General features: G+C 70.1%; 24 protein-coding genes. All 24 read right to left on the reverse strand.

Annotated elements, in window-relative coordinates; genetic code table 11:
• Positions 1-16: 16 nt before the first annotated feature.
• On the reverse strand, positions 17-394 hold the full coding sequence (locus ACR68M_RS10840; protein ID WP_441250240.1) for a VOC family protein: 378 nt from the start codon (positions 392-394) through the stop codon (positions 17-19).
• Positions 395-439: 45 nt separating this feature from the next.
• On the reverse strand, positions 440-940 hold the full coding sequence (locus tag ACR68M_RS10845; RefSeq protein WP_441250241.1) for a DUF2550 domain-containing protein: 501 nt from the start codon (positions 938-940) through the stop codon (positions 440-442).
• A 128-nt stretch (positions 941-1068) separates the two neighbouring features.
• Positions 1069-1449, reverse strand: coding sequence for a F0F1 ATP synthase subunit epsilon (locus ACR68M_RS10850; protein ID WP_104818316.1), 381 nt, complete (start codon positions 1447-1449; stop codon positions 1069-1071).
• Between the two features lie 187 nt (positions 1450-1636).
• Positions 1637-3082 (reverse strand): F0F1 ATP synthase subunit beta, encoded by a 1446-nt coding sequence (atpD, locus tag ACR68M_RS10855; protein ID WP_441250242.1) that lies wholly within the window; start codon positions 3080-3082, stop codon positions 1637-1639.
• A 3-nt stretch (positions 3083-3085) separates the two neighbouring features.
• Positions 3086-4000 (reverse strand): F0F1 ATP synthase subunit gamma, encoded by a 915-nt coding sequence (locus ACR68M_RS10860; protein ID WP_441250243.1) that lies wholly within the window; start codon positions 3998-4000, stop codon positions 3086-3088.
• A gap of 32 nt (positions 4001-4032) precedes the next feature.
• Positions 4033-5607 carry a F0F1 ATP synthase subunit alpha gene (atpA, locus tag ACR68M_RS10865; protein ID WP_441250244.1) on the reverse strand — a complete coding sequence of 525 codons (1575 nt, stop codon included), beginning with the start codon at positions 5605-5607 and terminating at the stop codon, positions 4033-4035.
• A 153-nt stretch (positions 5608-5760) separates the two neighbouring features.
• A complete protein-coding gene (locus tag ACR68M_RS10870; RefSeq protein ID WP_441250245.1) occupies positions 5761-6576 on the reverse strand; it encodes a F0F1 ATP synthase subunit delta in 816 nt (271 codons plus the stop codon).
• The gene (locus ACR68M_RS10875) at positions 6573-7127 is read right to left on the reverse strand and encodes a F0F1 ATP synthase subunit B (RefSeq protein ID WP_441250246.1); all 555 of its coding nucleotides are present in this window, start codon (positions 7125-7127) and stop codon (positions 6573-6575) included. Before ACR68M_RS10875 ends, ACR68M_RS10870 begins: the two co-directional genes overlap by 4 nt.
• A 43-nt stretch (positions 7128-7170) precedes the next feature.
• The gene (gene atpE / locus ACR68M_RS10880) at positions 7171-7404 is read right to left on the reverse strand and encodes an ATP synthase F0 subunit C (RefSeq protein WP_345290108.1); all 234 of its coding nucleotides are present in this window, start codon (positions 7402-7404) and stop codon (positions 7171-7173) included.
• A gap of 85 nt (positions 7405-7489) precedes the next feature.
• Entirely contained in the window at positions 7490-8320 is an 831-nt protein-coding gene (gene atpB / locus ACR68M_RS10885) for a F0F1 ATP synthase subunit A (RefSeq protein WP_441250247.1), read from the reverse strand.
• Positions 8321-8584: 264 nt separating this feature from the next.
• Complete coding sequence (locus ACR68M_RS10890) at positions 8585-8929, reverse strand: hypothetical protein (protein ID WP_441250248.1); 345 nt, start codon at positions 8927-8929, stop codon at positions 8585-8587.
• 379 nt (positions 8930-9308) lie between these two features.
• Entirely contained in the window at positions 9309-10646 is a 1338-nt protein-coding gene (locus ACR68M_RS10895) for an MraY family glycosyltransferase (protein WP_441250249.1), read from the reverse strand.
• Between the two features lie 183 nt (positions 10647-10829).
• Positions 10830-12104, reverse strand: coding sequence for a serine hydroxymethyltransferase (glyA, locus tag ACR68M_RS10900; protein WP_441250250.1), 1275 nt, complete (start codon positions 12102-12104; stop codon positions 10830-10832).
• 101 nt (positions 12105-12205) lie between these two features.
• Entirely contained in the window at positions 12206-12844 is a 639-nt protein-coding gene (locus ACR68M_RS10905) for an arsenate reductase/protein-tyrosine-phosphatase family protein (RefSeq protein WP_441251575.1), read from the reverse strand.
• Positions 12845-12888: 44 nt separating this feature from the next.
• The gene (locus ACR68M_RS10910; RefSeq protein WP_441250251.1) at positions 12889-13536 is read right to left on the reverse strand and encodes an L-threonylcarbamoyladenylate synthase; all 648 of its coding nucleotides are present in this window, start codon (positions 13534-13536) and stop codon (positions 12889-12891) included.
• A 55-nt stretch (positions 13537-13591) separates the two neighbouring features.
• Complete coding sequence (prmC, locus tag ACR68M_RS10915) at positions 13592-14458, reverse strand: peptide chain release factor N(5)-glutamine methyltransferase (protein ID WP_441250252.1); 867 nt, start codon at positions 14456-14458, stop codon at positions 13592-13594.
• Between the two features lie 24 nt (positions 14459-14482).
• Positions 14483-15562 (reverse strand): peptide chain release factor 1, encoded by a 1080-nt coding sequence (prfA, locus tag ACR68M_RS10920; protein ID WP_441250253.1) that lies wholly within the window; start codon positions 15560-15562, stop codon positions 14483-14485.
• A 157-nt stretch (positions 15563-15719) separates the two neighbouring features.
• The gene (gene rpmE, locus ACR68M_RS10925) at positions 15720-15956 is read right to left on the reverse strand and encodes a 50S ribosomal protein L31 (protein WP_441250254.1); all 237 of its coding nucleotides are present in this window, start codon (positions 15954-15956) and stop codon (positions 15720-15722) included.
• Between the two features lie 135 nt (positions 15957-16091).
• A complete protein-coding gene (locus tag ACR68M_RS10930; protein WP_441250255.1) occupies positions 16092-17330 on the reverse strand; it encodes an LCP family protein in 1239 nt (412 codons plus the stop codon).
• A 187-nt stretch (positions 17331-17517) separates the two neighbouring features.
• Complete coding sequence (gene rho / locus ACR68M_RS10935; RefSeq protein ID WP_441250256.1) at positions 17518-19641, reverse strand: transcription termination factor Rho; 2124 nt, start codon at positions 19639-19641, stop codon at positions 17518-17520.
• 608 nt (positions 19642-20249) lie between these two features.
• Positions 20250-21164: a homoserine kinase gene (gene thrB, locus ACR68M_RS10940; RefSeq protein WP_441250257.1), complete on the reverse strand. Its 915-nt coding sequence runs from the start codon at positions 21162-21164 to the stop codon at positions 20250-20252.
• Between the two features lie 338 nt (positions 21165-21502).
• The gene (thrC, locus tag ACR68M_RS10945) at positions 21503-22591 is read right to left on the reverse strand and encodes a threonine synthase (RefSeq protein WP_441250258.1); all 1089 of its coding nucleotides are present in this window, start codon (positions 22589-22591) and stop codon (positions 21503-21505) included.
• An 8-nt stretch (positions 22592-22599) separates the two neighbouring features.
• The gene (locus ACR68M_RS10950) at positions 22600-23892 is read right to left on the reverse strand and encodes a homoserine dehydrogenase (protein ID WP_441250259.1); all 1293 of its coding nucleotides are present in this window, start codon (positions 23890-23892) and stop codon (positions 22600-22602) included.
• A 130-nt stretch (positions 23893-24022) separates the two neighbouring features.
• Positions 24023-25414, reverse strand: coding sequence for a diaminopimelate decarboxylase (lysA, locus tag ACR68M_RS10955; protein ID WP_441250260.1), 1392 nt, complete (start codon positions 25412-25414; stop codon positions 24023-24025).
• Positions 25415-25438 lie beyond the last annotated feature (24 nt).

The following is a 25438-nucleotide window of genomic DNA, read 5'->3' on the forward strand; positions in this document are numbered from 1 at the left end:
GGCAGCCTAGCCGTGCTCAGCTGAAGTGGACCAGGCCCAGCAGGTTCCCCGCGCAGTCCTTGAACCAGGCGGCCGACCGACCGTCCATCTCGGCGACGGCGTCCTCCGTCCGCAGCCCCGGCAGGTCGTACTCCTCGAAGACCACCCCGCGCTCGCGCAGCGCGGTGACCTCGGCCCGGACGTCCGGGACCATGAACCCCATCTGGGTGTGCCCGCCGCGGTCCGGGTTGGGCGTCGGGAACAGGGCGAACCGCGTCCCCTCGGCGATCTCGTAGATCGCCGCGTCGGGGTGCAGCTCGACGGGCTCCAGCCCCAGCTTCTCCCGGTACCACTCACCTGCCACCGCCAGGTCGGCGACGGGCAGCGTGGTCTGTGCTCTGGCCTGCGACAGCATGGCACGGTCTCCTCCGACGAAGGGCCCCTGCCATCCAGTCTGCGCTCAGGCGACGTTGACGCGCTGCCCGGGAGGCGCTGCCTCCAGCCAGGCGAGGAAGCCGGTGAGGGCGTCGTCGCTCATGGCGAGCTCCAGCGGGACTCCGTTGTGGAGGCAGCGCAGCACGACCGAGCCGGAGAGCAGCGCGAGCTCCTCCTGCCCCTCGGGGTAGCGGCGGCCCAGCACCTCGATCTCCCGGCGCGGGAGGACCCGGCGCGGGCGGGGGGCGTACGAGAAGACCCGGAACCACTCGATCGAGTCACCGCTGTAGCGGCCGATACCAAAAACCCACCCCTTGCCGTCGGTCACCGGGACCGGGGCGGAGGTGGGTCTGCCGTTCTCGTCGAGATCTGGCTGCGTGGAGGCGTCGGCCGGCATTTTGAGCCGGTAGCTGCAGTCGAACGTGCCGCCGACGCGCTGGATCACCCGCCGGCGTACCGCGAAGGCCACCAGCCCCAACACGCCGAGTGCCACGACCGCGGCACACACCACAAGGGCGAGGACCATGCTCACCGACCTCCTCGCTGACCTGCGTCCCCGTATCGGTCGTATCGAACGACCGCGCTGTCCTACCAACTGATACGACAGTCCCGGGGTCACGCTCTCGCGCCCCGGGACCGTCGGTCGTTCTGTGCTCAGGCGGCCTTGCGGCGCCCGGCCGCGACGAGGCGGACCTCGGCGCGACGCTCGGCGTGCGCGTCGAGCTCGCTCTTCGCGGTCTCGAGTGCGCGCTCTGCACGGGCGACGTCGATCTCGTCCGCCAGCTCGGCGATCTCCGCGAGCAGAGACAGCTTGTTGTCGGCGAAGGAGATGAAGCCACCGTGCACGGCGGCGATCACGGTGCCGCCGTCGGTGGTGCGGATGGTGACCGGGCCGGACTCCAGCACGCTCAGCACCGGGGTGTGACCGGGCATGATGCCGGTGTCACCGGAGGCCGTACGGGCGACAACGATGGTGGCCGCACCGGACCACACCTTGCGGTCGGCTGCGACCAGCTCGACGTGCAGCTCAGCCAACGTGGGCTCCTAGGCTCTTGCAACCACCGGATGACTCGGCAGTTGCGGTAAGAATAACGGGCCCGCGCCCCTGGGATGAAACCAAGGACACGGAGATGACCGGGATCACAGCCGACTGCGCCGTGAGGGGTGGCCCCCAGGGACGGGGTCCACCCCTCACGGACACAGACGTTGACTACCGGTCTGGTTACTTCTTGGCCAGCTCGGCGGCGTTCTTCTCGAGGTCCTCGATGCCACCGCACATGAAGAAGGCCTGCTCCGGGACGGCGTCGTACTTGCCGTCGGCGATCGCGTTGAAGGCCTCGATCGTCTCGGACAGCGGCACGGTCGAGCCCTCGACACCGGTGAACTGCTTCGCCACGTAGGTGTTCTGCGAGAGGAAGCGCTCGATCCGACGGGCACGGTGGACCGTGACCTTGTCGTCCTCGGACAGCTCGTCGATGCCGAGGATCGCGATGATGTCCTGGAGGTCCTTGTACTTCTGCAGGATGCCCTTGACGCGGATGGCCGTGTCGTAGTGGTCCTGCGCGATGTAACGCGGGTCCAGGATGCGGGACGTGGAGTCCAGCGGGTCGACGGCCGGGTAGATGCCCTTCTCGGAGATCGGACGGGAGAGAACCGTCGTCGCGTCGAGGTGGGCGAACGTGGTGGCCGGGGCCGGGTCGGTCAGGTCGTCCGCGGGGACGTAGATCGCCTGCATCGAGGTGATCGAGTGACCGCGGGTCGAGGTGATGCGCTCCTGGAGGAGGCCCATCTCGTCGGCCAGGTTCGGCTGGTAACCCACCGCGGAGGGCATCCGGCCGAGCAGGGTCGACACCTCGGAACCGGCCTGGGTGAACCGGAAGATGTTGTCGATGAAGAGCAGAACGTCCTGCTGCTCGACGTCACGGAAGTACTCCGCCATCGTCAGAGCGGACAGGGCGACGCGCAGGCGGGTGCCCGGCGGCTCGTCCATCTGGCCGAAGACCAGCGCGGTCTTGTCCAGAACGCCCGAGTCGACCATCTCGTGGATGAGGTCGTTGCCCTCACGGGTGCGCTCGCCGACACCGGCGAAGACCGACACACCACCGAAGTTCTCGGCGACGCGGTAGATCATCTCCTGGATGAGGACGGTCTTACCGACACCGGCACCACCGAACAGACCGATCTTTCCACCGGTCACGTACGGGGTGAGCAGGTCGATGACCTTGATGCCGGTCTCGAACATCTCGGTCTTCGACTCAAGGTCCTTGAACTCAGGAGCCTTGCGGTGGATCGGCCAGCGGACCTCGACCTGGGACTCGAACTCGTCCTTGTCGACGTTCAGCACCTCACCGAGGGCGTTGAAGACCTTGCCCTTGGTGATCTGGCCGACCGGGACCTCGATGGCCTTGCCGGTGTCGCGCACCGGGGTGCCACGGACGACGCCGTCGGTCTGCTGCATCGAGATGCCGCGGATCAGACCGTCGCCGAGGTGCTGGGCGACCTCGAGGGTGAGGGTCTTCGCGCCGGAGCCGTCGGTCGACTCGACCTCGAGCTTCAGGGCGTTGTACATGTGCGGGATCGCGTCGACGGGGAACTCCACGTCGACGACCGGGCCGATGACCCGCGCGACGCGGCCCGTCGCCGTGGTCGGCTCAACAGTGGTGGTCATGTCTTATTCACTCCCCGCGTTAGCGTCGGCGAGGGCATTGGCTCCGCCGATGATCTCGCTGATTTCCTGGGTGATCTCGGCCTGTCGGGCCGAGTTGGCGAGCCGCGTGAGCGACTTGATGAGCTCTCCCGCGTTGTCGGTCGCGGACTTCATCGCGCGCCGGCGGGCGGCGTGCTCCGAAGCGGCCGACTGCAGCAGCGCGTTGTAGATCCGGCTCTCGACGTACCGCGGCAGGAGCGCGTCCAGGACGCCCTCCGCCGACGGCTCGAAGTCGTACAGCGGGAAGATCTCGTTCTTGGCGGGCGCGCCGTCGGATCGCTGGACCTCGTCCAGCTTCAGCGGCAGCAGCCGGGCGTCGACAGCGGTCTGGGTCAGCATCGAGTCGAACCTGGTGGAGACCAGGTGCAGCTCGTCGACCCCGCCGGTCTCCGCCGTGAACGCCTCGATGAGGTCGCTCGCGACGGCCTTGGCGTCACCGTACGTCGGCTTGTCGGAGAAGCCCGTCCACGACTCCGCCACCAGCTGGTTGCGGAAGTTGTAGTACGAGACGCCCTTACGACCGACGATGTACGTCACCACGTCCTTGCCCTCGGCCCGCAGTCGCGCGTTGAGCGCGGCCGCCTGCTTGATGGCGTTGGTCGAGTAGCCGCCCGCCAGACCGCGGTCCGCCGTGATCAGCAGGACCGCAGCCGTCTTGGCCTGCGGGTTCTCGGTGGTGAGCGGGTGCTTGGCGTTGGACCGGGTGGCCACCGCCGTCACCGCCCGGGTGAGCTCGTCGGCGTACGGAGTGGAGGCGGCCACCGCGCGCTGCGCCTTGACGATGCGCGACGCGGAGATCATCTCCATCGCCTTGGTGATCTTCTTCGTCGCGGTGACAGAGCGGATCCGGCGCTTGTAGACCCGAAGCTGTGCTCCCATGGGTCGTTACGTCCTTTCCCTCGCTACCGGACTCAGGCCTGCTCGCCGAGCAGCTTGCCGTCGGCGGTGGTGAAGCCCAGCTTGAAGGACTTGATCGCCTCGGTCAGCGCGTCGATCGTGCCGTCCTCGAGCTTCGAGGTCTCGACGATCGCGGCCAGCAGGTTCTTGTGCTCGATCCGCAGGTGGTCCAGGAACTCGCGCTCGAAGCGACGGATGTCCGCGACCGGGACGTCGTCCAGCTTGCCGGTGGTGCCGGCCCAGATGGAGACGACCTGCTCCTCGACGGGGAACGGCTGGTACTGACCCTGCTTCAGCAGCTCGACCATGCGCGCACCGCGCTCCAGCTGGGCCTTCGAGGCCGCGTCCAGGTCGGAACCGAAAGCGGCGAACGCCTCCAGCTCACGGTACTGGGCGAGGTCCAGGCGCAGACGGCCGGCGACCGACTTCATCGCCTTGATCTGGGCCGAGCCACCGACGCGGGAGACCGAGATACCGACGTTCACGGCCGGGCGGATGCCGGCGTTGAACAGGTCGGACTCCAGGAAGCACTGGCCGTCGGTGATGGAGATGACGTTGGTCGGGATGTACGCCGAGACGTCGTTCGCCTTGGTCTCGATGATCGGCAGACCGGTCATCGAGCCCGCGCCCAGCTCGTCGGAGAGCTTCGCGCAGCGCTCCAGCAGGCGGGAGTGCAGGTAGAAGACGTCGCCCGGGTAGGCCTCGCGGCCCGGCGGACGGCGCAGCAGCAGCGACACGGAGCGGTACGCCTCGGCCTGCTTCGACAGGTCGTCGAAGATGATGAGGACGTGCTTGCCGTCGTACATCCACTCCTGGCCGATGGCCGAACCGGTGTACGGGGCGAGGTACTTGAAGCCGGCCGGGTCGGAGGCGGGAGCAGCCACGATGGTGGTGTACTCCAGCGCGCCGGCCTCCTCCAGCGCGCCACGGACGGACGCGATGGTGGAGCCCTTCTGACCCACGGCGACGTAGATGCAGCGGACCTGCTTCTTCGGGTCGCCCGAGCGCCAGTTGTCACGCTGGTTGATGATCGTGTCGATCGCCACCGCGGTCTTGCCGGTCTGGCGGTCGCCGATGATCAGCTGACGCTGGCCGCGGCCGATCGGGGTCATCGCGTCGATGGCCTTGATACCGGTCTGCATCGGCTCGTGGACCGACTTGCGGACCATGACGCCCGGGGCCTGCAGCTCCAGGGCACGACGGCCGGAGGAGGCGATCTCACCCAGACCGTCGATCGGGTTGCCCAGCGGGTCCACGACGCGGCCGAGGTAGCCCTCGCCGACCGGGACGGAGAGGACCTCGCCGGTGCGGTGCACCGTCTGACCCTCCTCGATACCGCTGAACTCGCCGAGGATGACGACACCGATCTCGCGGGTGTCGAGGTTCAGCGCGAGGCCGAGGGTACCGTCCTCGAACTTCAGCAGCTCGTTGGCCATGACCGAGGGAAGGCCCTCGACCTTGGCAATACCGTCCATGGCCTCGGTGACCGTACCGACCTCTTCACGCGAGGCGGCGTCCGGCTGGTACGACTGGACAAAGTCGGCCAGCGCGTCCCGGATCTCCTCCGGACGGATCGTAAGCTCCGCCATCAGGCTTCCCTGCTCTCCTAGTTTGCGATCCTCGGCCCGCCATTGAGGGCCGCAAGTATTCGACTCTCGGCCGGGTCGTTCCCGAACCGGCCGTACGATTTGCCGGCTCCTGCGTGGAGCCGGGTCCCGACCGAGGGTCGGATGTTGCTGATGTCAGCCTTCGAGGGCCTGACGAGCGCCTTCCAGGCGGCTCGACACGGTGCCGTCGATGATCTCGTCACCGATCTGCACCCGGACGCCGCCACGGACCTGAGGGTCGATGTCGATGTTCAGGTGCACCTGGCGGCCGTAGAGCCGGCCCAGAGCGCCGCTCAGGCGCTCCTTCTGGCTGTCGGACAGCGGAACAGCGGTGGTGACGCGAGCCACCACGCGGTCCCGCCGGGCGGCGGCGAGCTTGGAGTAGGACTCCAGGCCCTGCTCCAGGCTACGGCCACGCGGGTTGGTGACCAGGGCGGTGACCAGGCGGCCGGTGGCCGCGTTGGCGCGGCCGCCGAGCAGCTTGGCGATCAGCGCGGCCTTGTCGGCCTTGCCCGCCTTCGGCTCCGTGAGGGCGCTGCGCAGCTCGTGCGAGCCGCTGACGATCCGGCCGAAGCGGAACAGCTCGTCCTCGACGTCGTCCAGCGTCCCGGCCTTCTCGGCCGCGATGATCTCGGCGTACGCCGAGAGCTCCTCGACCGTGTCGACCAGGTCACGGCCACCCGACCAGCGGGAGCGGACCAGGCCGGAGACCAGGTCGACCGTTTCGCCGGAGACCTGACCGGCGAGCAGCGAGCCGACCAGCTGGGCCTTGTCCTGGCCGGACCGCGAGGGGTCGGTCAGGACGCGGCGCAGCGAGACCTCGCGGTCCAGCAGGGCGGTGACGGCGGTGAGCTCCTCGGCCAGCTTGACGACGTCCACCGAGGTGTCGTCGGTCAGGCTGTCGAGGTTCTGCCGGCCGGCGGCCAGAGCCTCACGGCTGGCGCCGATCACTTGGCAACCGCCGTGGACGCGGCGGCCTTGGCCTCCAGGTCCTCCAGGAAGCGGTCGATCACGCCGCTCTGCCGGGCGGAGTCCTCGAGGGACTCGCCCACGATGCGGGACGCAAGCTGCGAAGCGAGCGAACCCACGTCCTGGCGCAGGGCGGCAGTCGCCTGCTTCTTGTCGGCCTCGATCTGGGCGTGACCGGCAGCGACGATGGCCTCGCGCTGACGCTGGCCTTCCTCGCGCATCTCACCGATCAGGGCAGCACCCTGCTCACGGGCGTGCTCGGTGATCCGAGCGGCCTCGTGGCGGGCCTCGGCCAGCTCGGCGCGGTACTGCTCAAGCAGGGCCTGGGCCTCAGCCTGAGCGGTCTCCGCACGCTCCATGCCGCCCTCGATGGCGTCGCGGCGCTCCGACAGCACCTTCTCGATGCTGGGCAGGAGCTTCTTGCCGAGAAGGCCGAAGACGATGAAGAAGCAGAGCAGGCCGATGATGATCTCGGGCCATGCAGGGAGAAGAGGGTTCATCTTCTCCTCCGCCGCAAGAGCGACCGGGTTCATATCAGAACCTTTCGTCGAAAAGGGCTATCGGTGTGCCGAGAAATTACTTGCCGGCGCCGAAGACGAACGGCATGACGATGCCGATGAGGGCGAGCGCCTCGGTCAGCGCGAAGCCGATGAACATGTTGGAGCGGATGAGACCGGCAGCCTCGGGCTGGCGGGCCATGGCCTGCACACCGTTACCGAAGATGAGACCGACGCCGATGCCAGGGCCGATCGCGGCGAGGCCGTAACCGATGGAGGCGACGGAACCGTAGACCTCAGCGAGCTGCGACATTTCATGTCCTTTGCGGGGTGGTGAGCCGGTGGTGGTTGGCCACCGGGCGTTCGTGGGGAGGTGTGCAGCCGAGCGGCCGCAGGGCTCAGTGCGCCTCTTCGAGGGCACCGGCGATGTAGCTGCTGGCCAGCATCACGAAGATGTAGGCCTGCAGGAACTGGACCAGCAGCTCGAAGGCGGTCAGCGCAGCGGCCACCACGAAGGAGACCGAGCCGTAGAGCGCGCCGAGAGACGGGCTGAGCAGGTACCAGGAGGCAATGGAGAACATCACGATCAGCAGGTGGCCGGCGAACATGTTCGCGAAGGCTCGGACCGCGAGCGTGAACGGGCGCACGAAGATGTTCGAGAAGAACTCGATCGGCACCAGGATGAACATGACCCAGCCGGGGATGCCCGACGGCCAGCAGAGGTTCTTCAGCCCGCCGACGAAGCCGTGCTTCTTGAACGTCAGCGTCATGTAGGTGATCCACACGACCAGCGCGAGCCCGGCCGGGAACGCGATCCGCGACATCACCGGGAACTGGGCGAACGGGATGATGGACATGATGTTCATGATCCACACGAAGAAGAACATCGAGACCAGCATCGGGACGTACTTCTCGCCCTTTTTGCCGATCGTCTCCAGCACGATGCTGCGCTTGACGAAGTCGTAGCCGATCTCGCCGACGAGCTGGAGCTTGCCGGGGAGCAGCTTCGGCTTGGCGAAGGCCGCCCAGAAGAAGCCCACGACCAGCAGGGCGCAGATGATCGACAGCAGCATCGGCTTGGTGAAGTCGACGCTACCGACCGTGAAGATCGGCTTGAAGTCGAACTCGTTCAGGCCAGGGGCCGGGAAGCCGCAGCCGGAGTTCAGGTGGCACCCGGCCTCGGCGAGCTGCACGTTTACGTCAGCACCCACCACAGACTCCTTCGTCATGACGCATGGTTACGGCAACCTCGGTGTGTCGGCGTGGCCTGCGGCCACGGTGCGGCACTGGAACTTGTTGGGATTCTCGCTGACCCGGCGCGGCTTCACTGACGGCCGCGGGATCTTCGAAGACTGCACGAGCTCGGGGGGCGATCCGTCCGACTGGCGGAGGGACCTGGCCACTTCCCGTACTTCGTTGTTGCGACGGACGATAGCAGCCCGTCAGGACCGTATAAACACCGGCCCCCTCGCGCGAGGGACAGCCACCAGGCGTCACGGTTGACGCCCCGGCTTCGAGTCCTTCTCGTCCGAGGAGTCGGGTTGCACGTAGTAGATCTTGGCCTTCATGCCCATCCGCACCTGGAAGCCGGTCCAGATCAACGCGCAGCCGAGCACGGTGAAACCGAAGGTCTTGGTGTCGAAGAGCGTCGTGTGTTTGAAGAGCGCCAGCACGACCGCGATCAGCAGGATCTGCGTGGTGTACACGAGCAGGCCCGCGGCCATCATCATCTGCGGGTTGTTCCTGGTCAGCCGGTCGAGGGCGACCTGGCCGAAGGAGAAGAACGCGAGCACCACCAGGGCGGCGAACGCCGCGCCGATCGACCCCTTGGCCCCCACCACTGCTCCAGAGATCGCAATGGCGGTAACTCCGGCGACCGCAGTGGGGATTGCGGCGCCTCGGAGGGGAATCCGGGCGTCGTGGGACGGCATGTCGGCAACTCCGGCGGCATGTCGATGAAACGGGGGGACGGCACAGGTGCGCGGTGATGACACCGCACCGAGAACCTCTGCCACGGGCGGCCGCCTGCTGGCGAGCCCGTCGATGGAGACCGACCAGGGACGGAAGTCCTTCACCTGTCAGGTCTTTCGGCGTGTTCTCGGTACTCGTGAACGGTATCACAAACTATTTGATTAGAGCTTTACCATCCAGGTGTGGTACCTGTCACACCGATGGCCCAAGAGTGCAGCCTTACCGGCGTGGCGAGTTGACGACCGGTCAGCTCGCGTTCTCCCGGTGGCCGACCGCCGAGGCCCCGGTGCCGAAGCGGCCGAGCAGCTCCTTGTCCTCGGCCGACAGCTCGGCCATCGCCGGGGTCTCTGCCGGGATTTCCGCCGGGGTCTCCGCCGAGGCCGCCGCCAGGGCTTCCGCCTCGGCGGGCGTGCCCGCCTTGCGGTAGCGCGGCGGGACGAACGCCTGCACGGCGCGCGGCGCGTGCGGGCGGAAGCGCGGCATCAGCAGCACGACGATCCCGACCAGGCAGAGCCCGACGAAGGCCAGCACCACGGCCCGCGCGGTGTTGGTGATCGAGACGGCCACGGCGCCGAACGCGATCAGCGCGGCCCAGAAGTACATGATCAGCACAGCCCGGCTGTGCGAGTGGCCGACCTCCAGCAGGCGGTGGTGCAGGTGCTGCTTGTCGGCCGCGAACGGCGACTTGCCCGCCCAGGTGCGCCGGACGACGGCGAGCAGCAGGTCGGCCAGCGGCAGCGCGATCACCGTCAGCGGCAGCAGCAGCGGGATGTAGATCGGCACCAGGACGTGGATCGCGGTGGTCTGCGAGCCGCCGGTCTGCGCGGTGATGAGGTCGGGGTCGACCCGGCCGGTGATCGAGATCGCCGAGACGGCGAGCATCAGCCCGAGCATCATCGAGCCGGAGTCGCCCATGAAGATCCGCGCCGGGTGCAGGTTGTGCGGCAGGAATCCCAGGCACATGCCGATCAGCAGGGCACTGAACAGCACGGCGGGCGCCGCGTCGCTGATGCCGTAGCCGTACCAGAGCCGGTAGGAGTAGAGGAAGAACGCGCCCGCCGCGATGCAGACCATGCCGGCGGCCAGGCCGTCCAGGCCGTCGATGAAGTTCACCGCGTTGACCATGACGACGACCAGCGTGACGGAGATGATCATCCCCTGGGTCGGCGTGACGGTGACGTTCTCGAAGCCGGGCACCGGGATGGTGATCACCGTGACGCCCTGCCAGACCATCACACCGGCGGCGATCATCTGACCGCCGAGCTTCACCAGCGCGTCGACGCCCCACTTGTCGTCCAGCACGCCCAGCACCCACATGATGCCGGCCCCGGAGAGCAGCGCCTTGACGTCCGCGCTCTGGATGAACAGCCGCCCGAGGTGGGTGAGTTGGGAGGCGACCAGCAGCCCGGCGCAGAGCCCGCCGAACATCGCGATCCCGCCGAGGCGGGGGGTCGGCTCACGGTGCACGTCGCGCGCCCGGACGGGCGGCATCGCGCCCGCCGCGATGGCGAACTTCCGGACCGGTCCGGTGAGCAGGTAGGTCACAGCCGCCGTGGTGAAGAGCACCAGCAGGTATTCACGCACGGCTGGCCTCCTGTGTCACGGTCCGACGGGTGAGTACGGAGGGTACTCCCGTGTCTGTCCGGGGTTCGAGGTGCGTCGCCACGCTGCACACCTTATTGAGTTGGACGCGTCCTCCGCGCACCGCGGTTCACCCTGCGGCCACCCGATCCGCCCGCCGGGATCGGCGAAGGGGTCGGCGAAGGGTCAGCGACGCCCCGCGAAGGCCTGCGCCAGGGCTCGCACCCGGCCGCCGATCAGGCCCGCGTCACCACCGCTGAGCAGCGACTTCAGCAGTTCGCCGAGCTCCGCGAACTGCTCCTGCCCCATCCCCTGGGCGGCGAGCGCCCCGGTGCCGAGCCGGATCCCCGAGCATTCGGTCGCGGGGGCCGGGTCGTACGGGAGTGCGCATTTTCCGAGCATCAGCCCGGCGGACGCGCAGCGCCGCTCGGCTTCGAGACCGGTGAGACCGAGCGGGCTGACGTCGGCGGTGACGAGGTGGGTGTCGGTGCCGCCGGTCAGCGGCCGGGCCCCGGCCTCGCCGAGCGCGGCCGCCAGGGAGCGCGCACCCTCGACCGCACGCCGGACGTACGCGCCGAACTCCGGCGTACCCGCTTCGGCGAACGCGACCGCCTTCCCCGCGACCTCGTTCATCGCCGCCCCGCCCTGCGAGAACGGGAACACCGCGCGGTCCATCCGGTCCGCCAGCTCCGCCGTGCAGAGCAGCAGCCCGCCGCGCGGCCCGCGCAGCAGCTTGTGGGTGGCGGCGACGGTGACGTCCGCGTACGGCACCGGCGAGACCGCCTGTCCGGCCGCGACGAGCCCGGTGATCTGCGCCGCCGAGGCGATCAGGTAGGCGTCCACCTCGTCGGCGATCCGGCGGAAGCCCTCCCAGTCGATCTGCCGCGGGTAGGAGATGCCGCCCGCGATGATCGCCTTCGGCCGGTGCAGCTTCGCCAGCTCGTGCACCTGGTCGAGATCGATCAGCCCGTCCTTCTCGTGCACCCCGTACCCGATGAAGTCGAACCACCGCCCGGAGAAGTTCGCCCGCGACCCGCAGCTGAGGTGTCCGCCGTGCTCCAGCGACATCGCGAGCACCCCGTCACCGGGCTTCAGCAGCGCCGCGTACGTCGCCAGCATCGCCGAAGTCGCCGACCGGGGCTGGACGTTGGCGTGGTCGGCGGCGAACAGCTGCTTCGCCCGGTCGACGGCCAGCAGCTCCGCCGCATCCGCCAGCGCGCAGCCGGTGTGGTGCCGACGGCCCGGGTACCCCTCCGCGTACTTGTCGACCAGCGGCCCCGCGAGGGCGGCCAGCACCGCCGGGCTGGTCAGGTTCTCCCCCGCCAGCAGCTGGAGGCTCTCGGCCCGCCGGACGGCCTCCCCCGCCAGCAGGTCCGCCACCTGCGGGTCGGCGCGCAACAGCGCCTCCGGGGCCTCCCACCCGGCCTGGACGGCTTCCACAGCGGCATCGGTGACGGTCATGGCGAGACTCCCGGGCAGCAACGGGCAGGATCACCTCCAGCGTATGACCGCCGTCACGCCGAAGCCTCTCCGTGATACGCCGTCAGGGACTCGGGCGTGGCTCAGTGTCCCGGTATTCCCGTCAGGGCCGTCACCACGGGGTCGAGGGCGTCGAATATCTCCTCGCCGCAGTTGCGGAACATCCCGATCGGCGCGCCGTACGGGTCGTCGACCTCGTCGGACTCCGGGGAGGAGGCGAGCAGCCAGCCGCGCAGGGCGGCCGCGGCGCGGACCAGCGCGCGGGCCCGCTCGGTGACGTGGGCGCCGCCGCGCGGGTCGGGGAGGGTGCTCGGGTCGATCCGGCGGACGAGGCGGGTGAACTCCTTGAGCGTGAAGGTCCGCAGGCCGGCCGCGTGGCCCATCGAGATGACCTGCGCCCGGTGGTCGAGCGTCGCGGTCAGCACCAGGTCGGCGCCGACCACGTGCTCGTCCAGCAGCTCCCGGCCGACGAAACCGGCGCTGTCGACGCCGTACTCGCCGAGCACGGTGGCGGCGTGCGCCTCCATCGGCGCGCCCTCGTGGCCCCAGGTGCCGGCGCTCTCCACCACGATCCGCCCGGCCTGCGTACCGGTCAGGCGGGCCTGCAGCTCATGCCTGGTCAGCCGCTCGGCGATCGGCGAGCGGCAGACGTTGCCGGTGCAGACGAAGAGGATCCGGAAGCTGTCGACGGGCCGGGGCGTCACGGCGATGTACCGGGGTATGCCGGGGAGCGGGCCGGAGCCCACCCCGTGCAACGAGGCCGCTGTCAACTGCCGGCCTCCAGGTCCGGGACGACCTCCCTCAGCTGCTCGACGCTGACCGCGCCGGCCCGCAGCAGGACCGGGATCTTGCCGGTGACGTCGACGATGCTGGACGCCTGCGAGAAGTTCGCGACCCCGCCGTCGAGGTACACCGAGACCGACTCGCCGAGCTGCTCGAAGGCGTCGTCACAGGTGGCGGGCGAGGGCCCGCCGGTCTTGTTGGCGCTGGAGACGGCGAGCGGGCCGGTGGTGTTCAGCAGCTCGATCGCGACGGGGTGCAGCGGCATCCGGACGGCGACGGTGCCCCTGGTCTCGCCCAAGTCCCAGCGCAGCGAGGGCTGGTGCTTGGCGACGAGGGTCAGCCCGCCGGGCCAGAACGCGTCGACGAGCTCCCAGGCCTGCTCGGAGAAGTCGGTGACCAGCCCGTGCAGCGTGGTCGGCGAGCCGACCAGCACCGGCGAGGGCATGTTCCGGCCCCGGCCCTTGGCGGCCAGCAGCCCGGCCACGCCCTCGGTGTTGAAGGCGTCCGCACCGAGCCCGTACAGCGTGTCGGTGGGCAGCACCACCAGCTCGCCCCGGCGGATCGCCGAAGCGGCTTCGCGCAGCCCCGTGGCGCGCTCCCCTGCGTCTGCACAGTCGTAGCGGCGGCTCATCGGTACGGTCCCCTTCCGAGATGGCTCATGACGGTCCTGCTCACGGCGACGCGGTTCACAGCGAAGCCTTACGAGCTGTGGTGAAGCGCGGCCGGTTGTTCAGATCGCGGTGGTCGGCCGCGTCCGTCCAGCCGCCCTCCTCGTTGAAGATCCACGGCACCTGGCCGCCCTGGGTGTCGGCGTGCTCGATGACCACCGCACCCCCCGGGCGCAGCAGCCGGGCGGCGACCCGCTCGATGCCGCGGATGGTGTCGAGGCCGTCCTCGCCGGAGAACAGCGACATCTGCGGGTCGTGGTCCCGGGCCTCGGGCGCGACGTACTCCCACTCGGTGAGCGGGATGTACGGCGGGTTGCTGATCACCAGGTCGAAGCGGCCGTCCCAGGAGCGGTCGTCCTCGAAGGCGCGGGTGGCGTCCCCGGCGTGCAGGGTGACGCGGGCCCGGTCGCCGCTGTTGGCGATGTTGCGCCGGGTGTACTGCATCGCGCCCTCGTCCAGCTCGAAGGCGTGCACGGTGGAGCGCGGCAGCTCCTGGGCCAGTGCCAGTGCGATCGCGCCGGAGCCGGTGCAGAGGTCGACCACCAGCGGCTCGGCCACGTCCATGTCGCGGACGGCGTCTATGGCCCACTCGACCACCGACTCGGTCTCCGGGCGGGGCACGAACACGCCCGGCCCGACCTCCAGCTCCAGGTACCGGAAGAACGCCCGCCCGGTGATGTGCTGGAGCGGCTCCCGCGCCTCGCGGCGCGAGATGGCCTCCCAGTACCGGGCGTCGAAGTCGGCGTCCTTCACCGTGTGCAGCTGGCTGCGCTTGACGTTGTGGATGTGAGCGGCGAGCTCCTCCGCGTCGAAGCGCGGCGACGGCACACCGGCCGCGGCCAACCGCTGGGTGGCCTGGGCCACCTCGGCGAGCAGCAGGTTCATCGAGAAGTCCCCTTGTCGCTCGGGTCAGTTCTCCTGGGACGCCGCGGCCAGCTTGGCCGCGGCGTCGGCGTCCACGCAGGACTGGATAACCGCGTTGAGGTCGCCGTCCAGGACCTGGTCCAGGTTGTACGACTTGAAGCCGGTGCGGTGGTCCGAGATGCGGTTCTCCGGGAAGTTGTACGTCCGGATGCGCTCCGAACGGTCCACCGTGCGGACCTGGCTGCGGCGCGCGTCCGACGCCTCCTGCTCGGCGGCCTCCTGCGCGGCGGCGAGCAGCCGCGAACGCAGGATACGCATCGCCTGCTCCTTGTTCTGCAGCTGGCTCTTCTCGTTCTGGCAGGACGCCACGATACCGGTCGGCAGGTGGGTGATCCGGACGGCTGAGTCGGTGGTGTTGACGGACTGCCCGCCGGGGCCGGAGGAGCGGTAGACGTCGATCCGCAGCTCGTTGGCGACGATCTCGACCTCGACCTCCTCGGCCTCGGGGGTGACGAGCACGCCCGCCGCCGAGGTGTGGATGCGGCCCTGGGACTCCGTCGCCGGGACGCGCTGCACGCGGTGCACGCCGCCCTCGTACTTCAGCCGGGCCCAGACGCCCTGGCCGGGCTCGGTGCTGCCCTTGGTCTTCACGGCGACCGAGACGTCCTTGTAGCCGCCGAGGTCGGACTCGTTGGCGTCGATCAGCTCGGTCTTCCAGCCCACCCGCTCGGCGAAGCGCAGGTACATCCGGAGCAGGTCACCGGCGAACAGCGCGGACTCCTCGCCGCCCTCACCCGCCTTGACCTCCAGGATGACGTCCTTCTCGTCGTTGGGGTCACGCGGCACGAGCAGCAGCCGCAGCTCCTCCGTCAGCTCCTCGCGCCGGGCCTCGCCGGCCTTCACCTCGGAGATGAAGTCCGGGTCCTCGGCGGCGAACTCGCGGGCGGCCGCGATGTCCTCGACGGCCTGCTTCCAGGCGCGGTACGTCGCGGTGATCGGCGTCAGCTCGGCGTAGCGCTTGGCGAGCTTGCGGGCGTTGTTCTGGTCCGCGTGGACCGACGGGTCGGCCAGCCTCTTCTCGAGGTCGGCGTGCTCGGTGAGGAGCTCTTCGACTGCCTCGAACATGGGGTGGGCCTACTTCCCGTGAGATGTGAACCGTGCGGCGCTCGCGCTGCGGGCGGACGAACTGCGGGGGGACGAACTGTGGTGGGACGCGAACGGCGCCGGCCCGGACGCCCCGCGTCGAAACGCGGGGACGCCAGAGACCGGCGCCGTAAGAGCGCTAGGCCTGCTCTTCAGCCTGCTTCGTGCTGTGGCCCTTGCCGAAGCGGGCCTCGAAGCGGGCGACGCGGCCGCCGGTGTCGAGGATCTTCTGCTTGCCGGTGTAGAACGGGTGGCACTGCGAGCAGACCTCGGCACGGATGATGCCGCTGGTCTCGGTCGAGCGGGTGGTGAACTCGGCACCGCAGGTGCAGGTCACGTTGGTGACCACGTACTGGGGGTGAACGTCGGGCTTCAAGGGATTCTCCTAGTGATTCGGGAGGGTACCGGGTCGGCAGCAGGAAGCTGCACGTGAACCGGGACCGACGGACCAGTCTGCCAGGACTGCCCGCTTCTTCCCAAACCGGGAGGCGGGCTCCGGTATTCCGCAGACTCAGCCGGCGGCCGGGGGCGTGCTCGTGCCGGTGCTCGTGCCGGTACTCGAGCCGGTGCTCGAGCCGCTGCCCGGCTTCGCGCTCGGCGAGTCGGCCGGGTTGGCCGGCTGGGAGGCGACGATCGACTGCGGGACGGCCTGGTCGCCCTTGAGGGCGGCCCAGAGCTGGTCCGCCTGCGGCTTCTTCGCCACCACCCGGTTCGGGTCGGACGGCGCGGTGACCACCGGCAGGGTGATCATCGTCATGTCGTCCGGGCCGATCCCCTTGAGGGTGTTGGCGGTGCCCATCAGCGCACTGACGGAGGCCAGGTCGGAGTCGGTGGTCATGCTCCTGGTGAGCTTGTCCGCGACGGAGAAGAGCTTGGCCGGGTTGGAGGTCAGCCCTATGTCGCCGACCTGCGCCATGATCGACTTCACCATCTGCTTCTGCAGCTCGATCCGGCCCAGGTCACTGCCGTCGCCGACGCCGTGCCGGGTCCGGACGAAGGCGAGCGACTGGTCGCCGTTCAGGTGGTGGGTGCCGGCCTTGAGGTCGAGACCGCTGTCCTTGTCGTGGATGTTCACCGTGGTGGTCACGTCGACCCCGCCGATGGCGTCGATGAACCCCGCGAAGCCCGAGAAGTCGATCTGGACGAAGTGGTCCATCCGCAGCCCGGTGAGCGCCTCGGTGGTCTTCACCGCACAGGCCGGCCCGCCGACCTCGAACGCACTGTTGTACATCGCGCTGCGCGCCCCGGCGGTCTTCTTGCCGGACGCGTCGGTGCAATCGGGCCGCGCCACCAGGGTGTCGCGCGGGATGCTGACCACACTCGCGTGGCTGTGGTCCTGGTTGACGTGGATCACCATCGCGGTGTCCGAGCGCGCGGTGCCGCCGGTGTCACCCCCGGCCAGGTTGCCGTTGTTGCCGTCCCGCGAGTCGGAGCCGAGCACCAGGACGTTGAAGGCCCCGCCCGCCGAGGCGGGCGGCCGTGCGGAGCCCAGCTGGGCGTTGATGTCGACGCTCTTGATGTTGCCGTTGAGCTTCCAGTACGCGTACCCGCCGGCCCCGGCGCCGAGCACCAGCAGCCCCGCCAGCGTGAACGCGGCGGCCCTCAGCACCTTGCTGCGGCGGCTGCGGACCTTGCGGTGACCGCCGGGCTGCTCGCCCGGCTGTGCACCCGCCTGCGCACCGGGCTGCTCGCCCGGCTGCTCGGTTCGTCGCGCCCGTCGGCGCTGCTTCTCGTACGGTTCCTCGGTCATATCCTCGTCATCCTGCGCTCTGCGACCTGGGTCACATCTGCTCGTTCTGGTCGGTATGACCGTCATTTCGAGGATAAGCGAAGCAGATCACGATAAGTCCGGTTCTTAACACAGCCTTGTAACAGCATGAAGCCCCGGATCGCGGCTGCGATCCGGGGCTTCATCGGTCACTCATACAGACAGGTCGTCAGTCGCCGGAGCCCGGCGTCGTCTTGGCGATCTGCATCAGGAACTCGCCGTTGCTCTTGGTCTGCTTCATCTTGTCCAGCAGCAGCTCCATCGCCTGCTGCGAGTCGAGCGCGTGCAGCACCCGGCGGAGCTTCCAGGTGATCGCCAGCTCGTCCTTGGCGAGCAGCAGCTCCTCCTTGCGGGTGCTGGAGGCGTCGACGTCCACCGACGGGAAGATCCGCTTGTCGGAGAGCCTGCGGTCGAGCCTGAGCTCCATGTTGCCGGTGCCCTTGAACTCCTCGAAGACGACCTCGTCGGCCCGGGAGCCGGTCTCCACCAGCGCGGTGGCGAGGATGGTCAGCGAGCCGCCGTTCTCGATGTTGCGCGCGGCACCGAAGAACTTCTTCGGCGGGTAGAGCGCGGTCGAGTCGACACCACCGGAGAGGATGCGGCCGGAGGCCGGCGCCGCCAGGTTGTAGGCACGGCCCAGGCGGGTGATCGAGTCGAGCAGGATCACCACGTCGTGGCCCAGCTCCACCAGGCGCTTGGCGCGCTCGATGGCCAGCTCGGCGACCACGGTGTGGTCCTCGGCCGGGCGGTCGAAGGTCGAGGAGATGACCTCGCCCTTCACCGACCGCTGCATGTCGGTGACCTCTTCCGGACGCTCGTCGACCAGGACGACCATCAGGTGGCACTCGGGGTTGTTGGTGGTGATCGCATTGGCGATCGCCTGCATGATCATCGTCTTGCCGGTCTTCGGCGGGGCGACGATCAGACCACGCTGGCCCTTACCGATCGGCGACACGAGGTCGATGATGCGGGTGGTCAGCACGCCGGGGTCGGTCTCCAGCCGCAGGCGCTCCTGCGGGTAGAGGGGGGTCAGCTTGCCGAACTCGGGGCGGTTGCGGCCGCTCTCCGGGTCCATGCCGTTGACGGAGTCCAGCCGCACCATGGCGTTGAACTTCTCGCGGCGCTCGCCGTCCTTGGGCTGGCGCACGGCGCCGGTGATGGCGTCACCCTTGCGCAGGCCGTTCTTGCGGACCTGGGCGAGCGAGACGTACACGTCGTTGGAGCCGGGCAGGTAGCCCGAAGTCCGGACGAAGGCGTAGTTGTCGAGGATGTCCAGGATGCCCGCGACGGGGATCAGGACGTCGTCGTCGTTGACCTGCACGTCCGGCTGACCGACGCCCTCGAAGCGCTCGCCCCGGGTGCCACGGCCCCGGCGGTCGCGGTAGCGGCCACGGCGGCCACGGCGGCCGTCGCCGAACTCGTCGTCGTCGTAGCCACCGCCCTGCGGCTGCTGCTGGGCGACGGGCTGGCGCTCCTGCACCGGGGCCTGGGTCTGCTGGCCCTGCTGCTGGCCGCCCTGGCGCTCGCCGCGCTCCGGGCGGTCGGCCCGGTCACGGCGGTTGCGGCGGTCGCGGCGCGACTCCCGCGACTCGCCGTCCTGCGCGGCCTGCTGCTGGCCGTCGGTGCCCTCCGCGCCGGCCTCGCGGCGGTCGCGGCGGTCGCGGCGGTCACGGCGGGTCTCGGTGCGGGCGTCACCCTCGGAGGAGGTGCGCTGCTCGGCGGTGCGCGACTCGACCTGCTTGGTCTCGGCCTTGGCCTCCGCGACGACGGCGGTCGTCGACTCGGCCGCGGCGACGACGTCGCCCGTCGGGCTGCCGCCCGCCGAGGTGGCGCGGCGGCGGGCACGCCCGGCCTGGGCCGGGGCGCTGCTGGTCTCGGCTGCGGCCTGGACCGGGATGTCGATCTGGGCCTGCGCCTCGGGGGCCGCGGCGGCGGCCCGCGAGCGGCGGGCGGGCCGCTCGGTCTCGGCGGCGGGAGCGGCCTCGGCAGCCTCGGCGGCCGGAGCAGCCGCAGCGGCCTTGGCGGCCCGCTTGGCGGGGGCGGCCGGGGCGGAGCCGGCCAGCAGCGGGTCGCCGCCGCTCTTCTCCTTGATGGCGTCGATCAGCTGGCTCTTGCGCAGCCGCCCGGTACCGCTGATACCGAGGGTCGAGGCGAGCTTCTGGAGCTCGGCCAGGACCAGCCCGTCCAAGCCCGCGGCGGCGGTGCGACGGCGTCGCGCCGGTGCCGCGGGAGCGGCGGCGTCCGACGCTTCGGCGTCCGGGCGCGCGCCCATCAGATCGGTGGTGTCGCTCACTAAGGGTCCTTCCCTGGAGCGGACGTCGGCCCTGTCTGGCTCGGCGACCGGTTGTGCTGTCCTGACCAACGCTCGTCTGCGTCGGTCCGAGGCGGTGGCCCCCCGGATGGCGTAACCATTCGGAGGGAAGCTGCGATGTGCGGTGCACTGTGGTGCGAAGTGGCGCGGGTGACGGTCTCGTGCCGACCCCTGCTGCCTGGCGATACCCGGGCCCCCGTCGCGTGGCGTACGCCGTGCTCCGCCCGGCCTGGCCTCAGGTGGGAGGCTGCGGGTGGGAGTCAGGTGCCGTCACGGCTTCGGGATGCGGCCGCAATCGCGCAGGCAGGCTGCGTACGCGCTGTGGAGGGCTCCCGGAGAATCGTCGCCCCGTACTTCCGCATGTCCCACTGGGCGGGCTGGCCGCTCGGATGGGGTGTCGGGATCGGGACGCGTCGCACCGGACCCCGGAGGGCATCTGGTGCAGCAATGAGGTTAACACTACCGACCCCCTGACACATTCCCCAGCCCTGTTCCTGTCAATCGTCTCTGCGCGGCCTATCCCCCGAGGCTGCGTTCCCCCTGGCCAGCGCCCTTACACGTGTCACTTTCACGTGCCACTGCAAGCGTCGCTACTCGAGCGGGAGCACCACCGTGCCGGTGCGGTCCAGCCGGAGCCGGTGCGCGGCGAAGGCCGGCCCCGCGAAGTGCAGCAGCTTCTCGGCGTTCGCCTCGTCGGCGAGGGCCAGCACCGTGGGGCCGGCCCCGGAGATGACGGCGGGGACGCCCTCGGCGCGCAGGGCGGCGACCAGCGCGGCGCTGTCGGGCATCGCGGAGGCGCGGTAGTCCTGGTGCAGCCGGTCCTCGGTAGCCGCGAGCAGCAGCTCGGGGCGCCGGGTGAGCGCCTCGACGAGCAGGGCCGAGCGGCCGGCGTTGGCCGCGGCGTCGGCGAGCGGCACGGTCTTGGGCAGCAGGCCCCGGGCGGCCTCGGTGAGCACCTCGTCGGCGGGCACGAAGACGACGGGTACGACCTGCTCGGAGGGCTCCAGGGTGATGGCCCGAGCGGCGTCCTCCTCCGTCCAGGCGACGGTGAAACCGCCGCGCAGACAGGCGGCGACGTTGTCGGGGTGGCCCTCGAGCTCGTTGGCGAGCTCCAGCAGGGCGTCGTCGTCGAGTACGGAGGCGCCGCCGATGGTGACGGCGCGGGCGGCGACGATGCCGGCGCAGATCGCGGCGGAGGAGGAGCCGAGGCCGCGACCGTGCGGTATCCGATTGGCGCAGACGACCTCCAGGCCGCGCGGCTGCCCGCCGAGCCGGTCGAAGGCGGCGCGCATCGAGCGGACCAGCAGGTGGCGCTCGTCTCGCGGGAGGGTCTCGGCGCCCTGACCTGCGATGTCCACCGACAGGCCGGATTCGGCGACGCGGACGACCACGTCGTCGTAGAGGCCCAGGGCGAGTCCGAAGGCGTCGAAGCCGGGACCGAGGTTGGCACTGGTCGCGGGGACCCGGACCCGGACGGCGGCGGCACGGAACGCAGGACCAGCCATGTGGTGGGACTCTCCTGGGGATTGGCGGTGCGGCCCGGTTGGCCCTCGGACCCGCGGTGACACAGGGGGCGGGGTGCACGACGGCGCCCCGGCGAAGCGGGCGATCATGGCCATGGAGCGGCCCGCTGGGGGTCAGACTATCGAAGAGAGGTTCCACAGCGGTACACCCCGCCACTCTTCGATCGGTCGTGTTGCGCTTTCTGGCCGGAAATCGCGCGAAATCGACGCCGATTACCGCCAATGAATTGACACTTACGTGTCATCTTCACCATCGCCAGTGGGCCGGCCCCCCCGGGGAGCCGGCCCACTGTTGACAATCCGTCAGCCCGACGCGGCCGTCAGTCGAGCAGGCCGAGCCGCACGGCGGCGGCCTCGGCATCGATCGGGACGATCTGCGGCTGCGGCGCACCGGCCACCGCCCAGTCCGGGTCCTTGAGGCCGTTGCCGGTCACGGTGCAGACGATCCGCTGACCCGGGTCGATCAGACCCTGCTCCAGCGCCTGGAGCAGACCGGCCACGCTGGCGGCCGAGGCGGGCTCGACGAAGACGCCCTCCTGGGAGGCCAACAGCCGGTAGGCAGACAGGATCTGACGGTCGGTCACCTTGTCGATGATCCCGCCCGACTCGTCCCGGGCGGCCAGCGCGTAGTCCCAGGAGGCCGGGTTGCCGATCCGGATCGCGGTGGCGATGGTCTGCGGCTTCAGCACCGGGGCGCCGTCGACGATCGGGGCCGAACCGGACGCCTGGAAGCCGAACATGCGCGGCTTACGGGTCGCCAGACCGTCGGCGGCGTACTCGCGGTAGCCCTTCCAGTACGCGGTGATGTTGCCCGCGTTGCCGACCGGGAGGACGTGGATGTCCGGGGCGTCGCCGAGCATGTCGACGATCTCGAATGCGGCGGTCTTCTGGCCCTCGATCCGGACCGGGTTCACCGAGTTGACCAGCGCGACGGGGTACTTCTCGGACAGTTCACGCGCAAGGGTGAGGCAGTCGTCGAAGTTTCCGTCCACCTGGAGGATCTTCGCGCCGTGCACCAGGGCCTGGCCCATCTTGCCGAGCGCGATCTTGCCCTGCGGCACCAGCACGGCCGAGACCATCCCGGCCCGCACCGCGTACGCCGCGGCGGAGGCCGAGGTGTTGCCGGTGGAGGCGCAGATGACGGCCTGGGCGCCGTCCTCCTTGGCCTTGGAGATCGCCATCGTCATGCCGCGGTCCTTGAAGGACCCGGTCGGGTTGGCGCCCTCGACCTTGAGGTAGACCTCGCAGCCGGTGCGCTCGGAGAGCACCTGCGCGGGGACGAGGGGCGTGCCGCCCTCCAGCAGGGTGACCACCGGGGTCGTCGCGCTGACCGGCAGGCGGTCGCGGTACTCCTCGATGAGACCCCGCCACTGGTGGGTCTGGGCTGCTCTGTCGGTCACGGCGTTCATGGTGCTTCCTACTCCCCTTCAACCCGCATGATGCTGGCCACGTCCCGCACGCTGTCGAGCGCGCGGAGCTTGTCCACCGTCGCCGACAGGGCGGCGTCGGTGGCGCGGTGGGTGACCACGACGAGCGAGGCGTCGCCGTCGCGGCCCTGCTGGCGCACGGTGTCGATGGACACGCCGTGCTCGGCGAAGACGGACGCCACCTGGGCGAGCACGCCCGCGCGGTCGTCCACGTCCAGGCTGACGTGGTACCGGGTGATGACCTGGTCCATCGGCTTGGCGGGCAGCTGGGTGTAGTCCGAGGCGCCGGGGCCGGTGGTGCCGTTCACCTTGTTGCGGCAGACCGCGACGAGGTCGCCGAGCACCGCCGAGGCGGTCGGCGCGCCACCGGCACCCGGGCCGTAGAACATCAGCCGGCCGGCCGCCTCGGCCTCGACGAAGACCGCGTTGTACGCCTCGCGGACGGAGGCCAGCGGGTGGCTGAGCGGGATCATCGCGGGGTGCACCCGGGCCGTGACGGACTCGCCGTCGGCCGCGCGCTCGCAGATCGCCAGCAGCTTGACGACGCAGCCCATCGCCTTGGCCGAGGCGATGTCGGCGGCGGTGACCTCGGTCAGGCCCTCGCGGTAGACGTCGGCGGCGGTGACCTTGGTGTGGAAGGCGATGCCGGCCAGGATGGCGGCCTTCGCGGCGGCGTCGAAGCCCTCGACGTCGGCCGTCGGGTCGGCCTCGGCGTAGCCGAGCGCGGTGGCCTCCTCCAGCGCCTCCGAGTACCCGGCGCCGGTGGTGTCCATCTTGTCGAGGATGAAGTTCGTGGTGCCGTTGACGATGCCGAGCACCCGGTTGACCTTGTCGCCCGCGAGCGACTCCTTCAGCGGGCGGACCAGCGGGATGGCACCGGCGACGGCGGCCTCGTAGTAGAGGTCGACCCCGGCGGCGGCGGCCGCCTGGTGCAGCTCGGCGCCGTCCTTGGCGAGCAGCGCCTTGTTGGCGCTGACCACCGAGGCGCCGTGCTTGAAGGCGGTGAGGATCAGCTGTTTGGACGGCTCGATCCCGCCGACCACCTCGACGACCACGTCGATGTCCTCACGGCTGACCAGTGCCAGGGCGTCAGTGGTGAGCAGGTGCTCGGGCACCCCCGGCCTGGCCCGGCCGGCCCGGCGGACGGCGATCCCGGCCAGCTCCACCGGCGCGCCGATCCGGGCGGCGAGGTCGGCGGCGTCCGTCGTCATGATGCGCGCGACCTCGGAGCCCACCACACCACAGCCCAGCAACGCCACCTTCAGCGGGCGCGTACGCATCATCCGACTCCGCTCTGCATTCTTGGTTTCCGGGGGGTCGTGTTCGACTGCCCGCCGGGATTCGGTCCGTACCAGTCTCCGGGACTTTCCGTGTGAAACTACGGGCGTTCCAGGATCTGAGACAAGAATTTCGTCATCCGATATCGAGACGCAGGAGATCCTCCTCCGTCTCGCGGCGCACGATCACGCGTGCACCGTCCTCGCTCACGGCCACCACCGGCGGCCGCAGCGCGTGGTTGTAGTTGCTCGCCATCGAGCGGCAGTAGGCCCCCGTCGCGGGCACCGCGATCAGGTCGCCGGGCGCCAGGTCGGCGGGCAGGAAGGCGTCCCGGACGACGATGTCGCCCGACTCGCAGTGCTTGCCGACCACCCGCACCAGCATCGGCTCGGCCTCGGAGGTGCGCGAGACCAGCGCGACGGAGTACTCGGCGTCGTACAGCGCGGTGCGGATGTTGTCCGACATCCCGCCGTCGACGCTCACGTACGTCCGCAGGCCGGGCAGCTGCTTGACGGTGCCGACCTCGTACAGCGTGAACGCCGTCGGGCCGACGATCGCCCGGCCCGGCTCCACGCTCAGGCGCGGCACGGCCAGGCCGGCCGCCGCGCACTCCCGGCGGACGATCTCCGCCAGCGAGACGGCGATCTCGGCGGGCTGCTTGGGGTCGTCCTCGCTGGTGTACGCGATGCCGAGGCCGCCGCCGAGGTCGATCTCCGGCAGCTCGACGCCGTGCTCGTCCCGGATCTCGGCCAGCAGGCCGACCAGGCGGCGGGCCGCGACCTCGAAGCCGGCCGTGTCGAAGATCTGCGAGCCGATGTGCGAGTGGATGCCGCGCAGCTCCAGGCCCGGCTGGGCGAGCGCCCGGCGGACGCCCTCGGCGGCGGCACCTCCGCTCAGCGAGAGGCCGAACTTCTGGTCCTCGTGCGCGGTCGCGATGAACTCGTGGGTGTGCGCCTCGACCCCGACGGTCACGCGGATCAGCACCTGCTGCCGGACGCCGAGCCGCTCGGCGATGCCGCCCAGCAGCTCTATCTCGCGGTAGGAGTCGACCACGATGTGCCCGACCCCCGCCTTCACCGCCTCCTCCAGCTCGGTGGCGGACTTGTTGTTGCCGTGCAGGGCGATCCGGTCCCCCGGCATCCCGGCCGCCAGCGCCACCGCGAGCTCGCCCGCGCTGCACACGTCGAGGTTCAGACCCTCCTCGCGCAGCCAGCGCACGATCGCCTTGGAGAGGAACGCCTTGCCCGCGTAGAACACGTCCGCCCCGTCGCCGAACGCCTCGCGCCAGGCGCGGGCGCGGGCCCGGAAGTCCTGCTCGTCCATCACGTACGCCGGGGTGCCGAACTCCGCCGCCAGCGCCAGCACGTCGATGCCGCCGACGGTGGCCACGCCCTCGTCGTTGCGGCCGACCGTGCGGGACCACACCTTCGGGTCGAGCGCGTTCAGGTCGGTCGGCGGGGCCAGGTAGTGGCCCTCCGGCAGCACGTCGCCGTGGCGGGGGCCTGCGGGGTGTGCGGAGCGGCTCATGTGCTGGTCTCTTCCTGGGCTGCG

It is taken from the genome of Kitasatospora sp. McL0602 (assembly GCF_052076145.1).
Classification (GTDB): domain Bacteria; phylum Actinomycetota; class Actinomycetes; order Streptomycetales; family Streptomycetaceae; genus Kitasatospora.

What these genes read in the sequence shown, in the direction of transcription:
- thrB (WP_441250257.1), bottom strand. Translation starts at nt 21,164, where the DNA reads ATGGCTGGTCCTGCGTTCCGTGCCGCCGCCGTCCGGGTCCGGGTCCCC.
- ACR68M_RS10875 (WP_441250246.1), bottom strand. Translation starts at nt 7,127, where the DNA reads ATGAACCCGGTCGCTCTTGCGGCGGAGGAGAAGATGAACCCTCTTCTC.
- thrC (WP_441250258.1), bottom strand. Translation starts at nt 22,591, where the DNA reads ATGAACGCCGTGACCGACAGAGCAGCCCAGACCCACCAGTGGCGGGGT.
- ACR68M_RS10860 (WP_441250243.1), bottom strand. Translation starts at nt 4,000, where the DNA reads ATGGGAGCACAGCTTCGGGTCTACAAGCGCCGGATCCGCTCTGTCACC.
- ACR68M_RS10930 (WP_441250255.1), bottom strand. Translation starts at nt 17,330, where the DNA reads ATGACCGAGGAACCGTACGAGAAGCAGCGCCGACGGGCGCGACGAACC.
- ACR68M_RS10845 (WP_441250241.1), bottom strand. Translation starts at nt 940, where the DNA reads ATGGTCCTCGCCCTTGTGGTGTGTGCCGCGGTCGTGGCACTCGGCGTG.
- prmC (WP_441250252.1), bottom strand. Translation starts at nt 14,458, where the DNA reads ATGAACCTGCTGCTCGCCGAGGTGGCCCAGGCCACCCAGCGGTTGGCC.
- atpB (WP_441250247.1), bottom strand. Translation starts at nt 8,320, where the DNA reads ATGACGAAGGAGTCTGTGGTGGGTGCTGACGTAAACGTGCAGCTCGCC.
- atpE (WP_345290108.1), bottom strand. Translation starts at nt 7,404, where the DNA reads ATGTCGCAGCTCGCTGAGGTCTACGGTTCCGTCGCCTCCATCGGTTAC.
- ACR68M_RS10950 (WP_441250259.1), bottom strand. Translation starts at nt 23,892, where the DNA reads ATGATGCGTACGCGCCCGCTGAAGGTGGCGTTGCTGGGCTGTGGTGTG.
- glyA (WP_441250250.1), bottom strand. Translation starts at nt 12,104, where the DNA reads ATGACCGTCACCGATGCCGCTGTGGAAGCCGTCCAGGCCGGGTGGGAG.
- ACR68M_RS10840 (WP_441250240.1), bottom strand. Translation starts at nt 394, where the DNA reads ATGCTGTCGCAGGCCAGAGCACAGACCACGCTGCCCGTCGCCGACCTG.
- prfA (WP_441250253.1), bottom strand. Translation starts at nt 15,562, where the DNA reads ATGTTCGAGGCAGTCGAAGAGCTCCTCACCGAGCACGCCGACCTCGAG.
- atpD (WP_441250242.1), bottom strand. Translation starts at nt 3,082, where the DNA reads ATGACCACCACTGTTGAGCCGACCACGGCGACGGGCCGCGTCGCGCGG.
- atpA (WP_441250244.1), bottom strand. Translation starts at nt 5,607, where the DNA reads ATGGCGGAGCTTACGATCCGTCCGGAGGAGATCCGGGACGCGCTGGCC.
- lysA (WP_441250260.1), bottom strand. Translation starts at nt 25,414, where the DNA reads ATGAGCCGCTCCGCACACCCCGCAGGCCCCCGCCACGGCGACGTGCTG.
- ACR68M_RS10910 (WP_441250251.1), bottom strand. Translation starts at nt 13,536, where the DNA reads ATGAGCCGCCGCTACGACTGTGCAGACGCAGGGGAGCGCGCCACGGGG.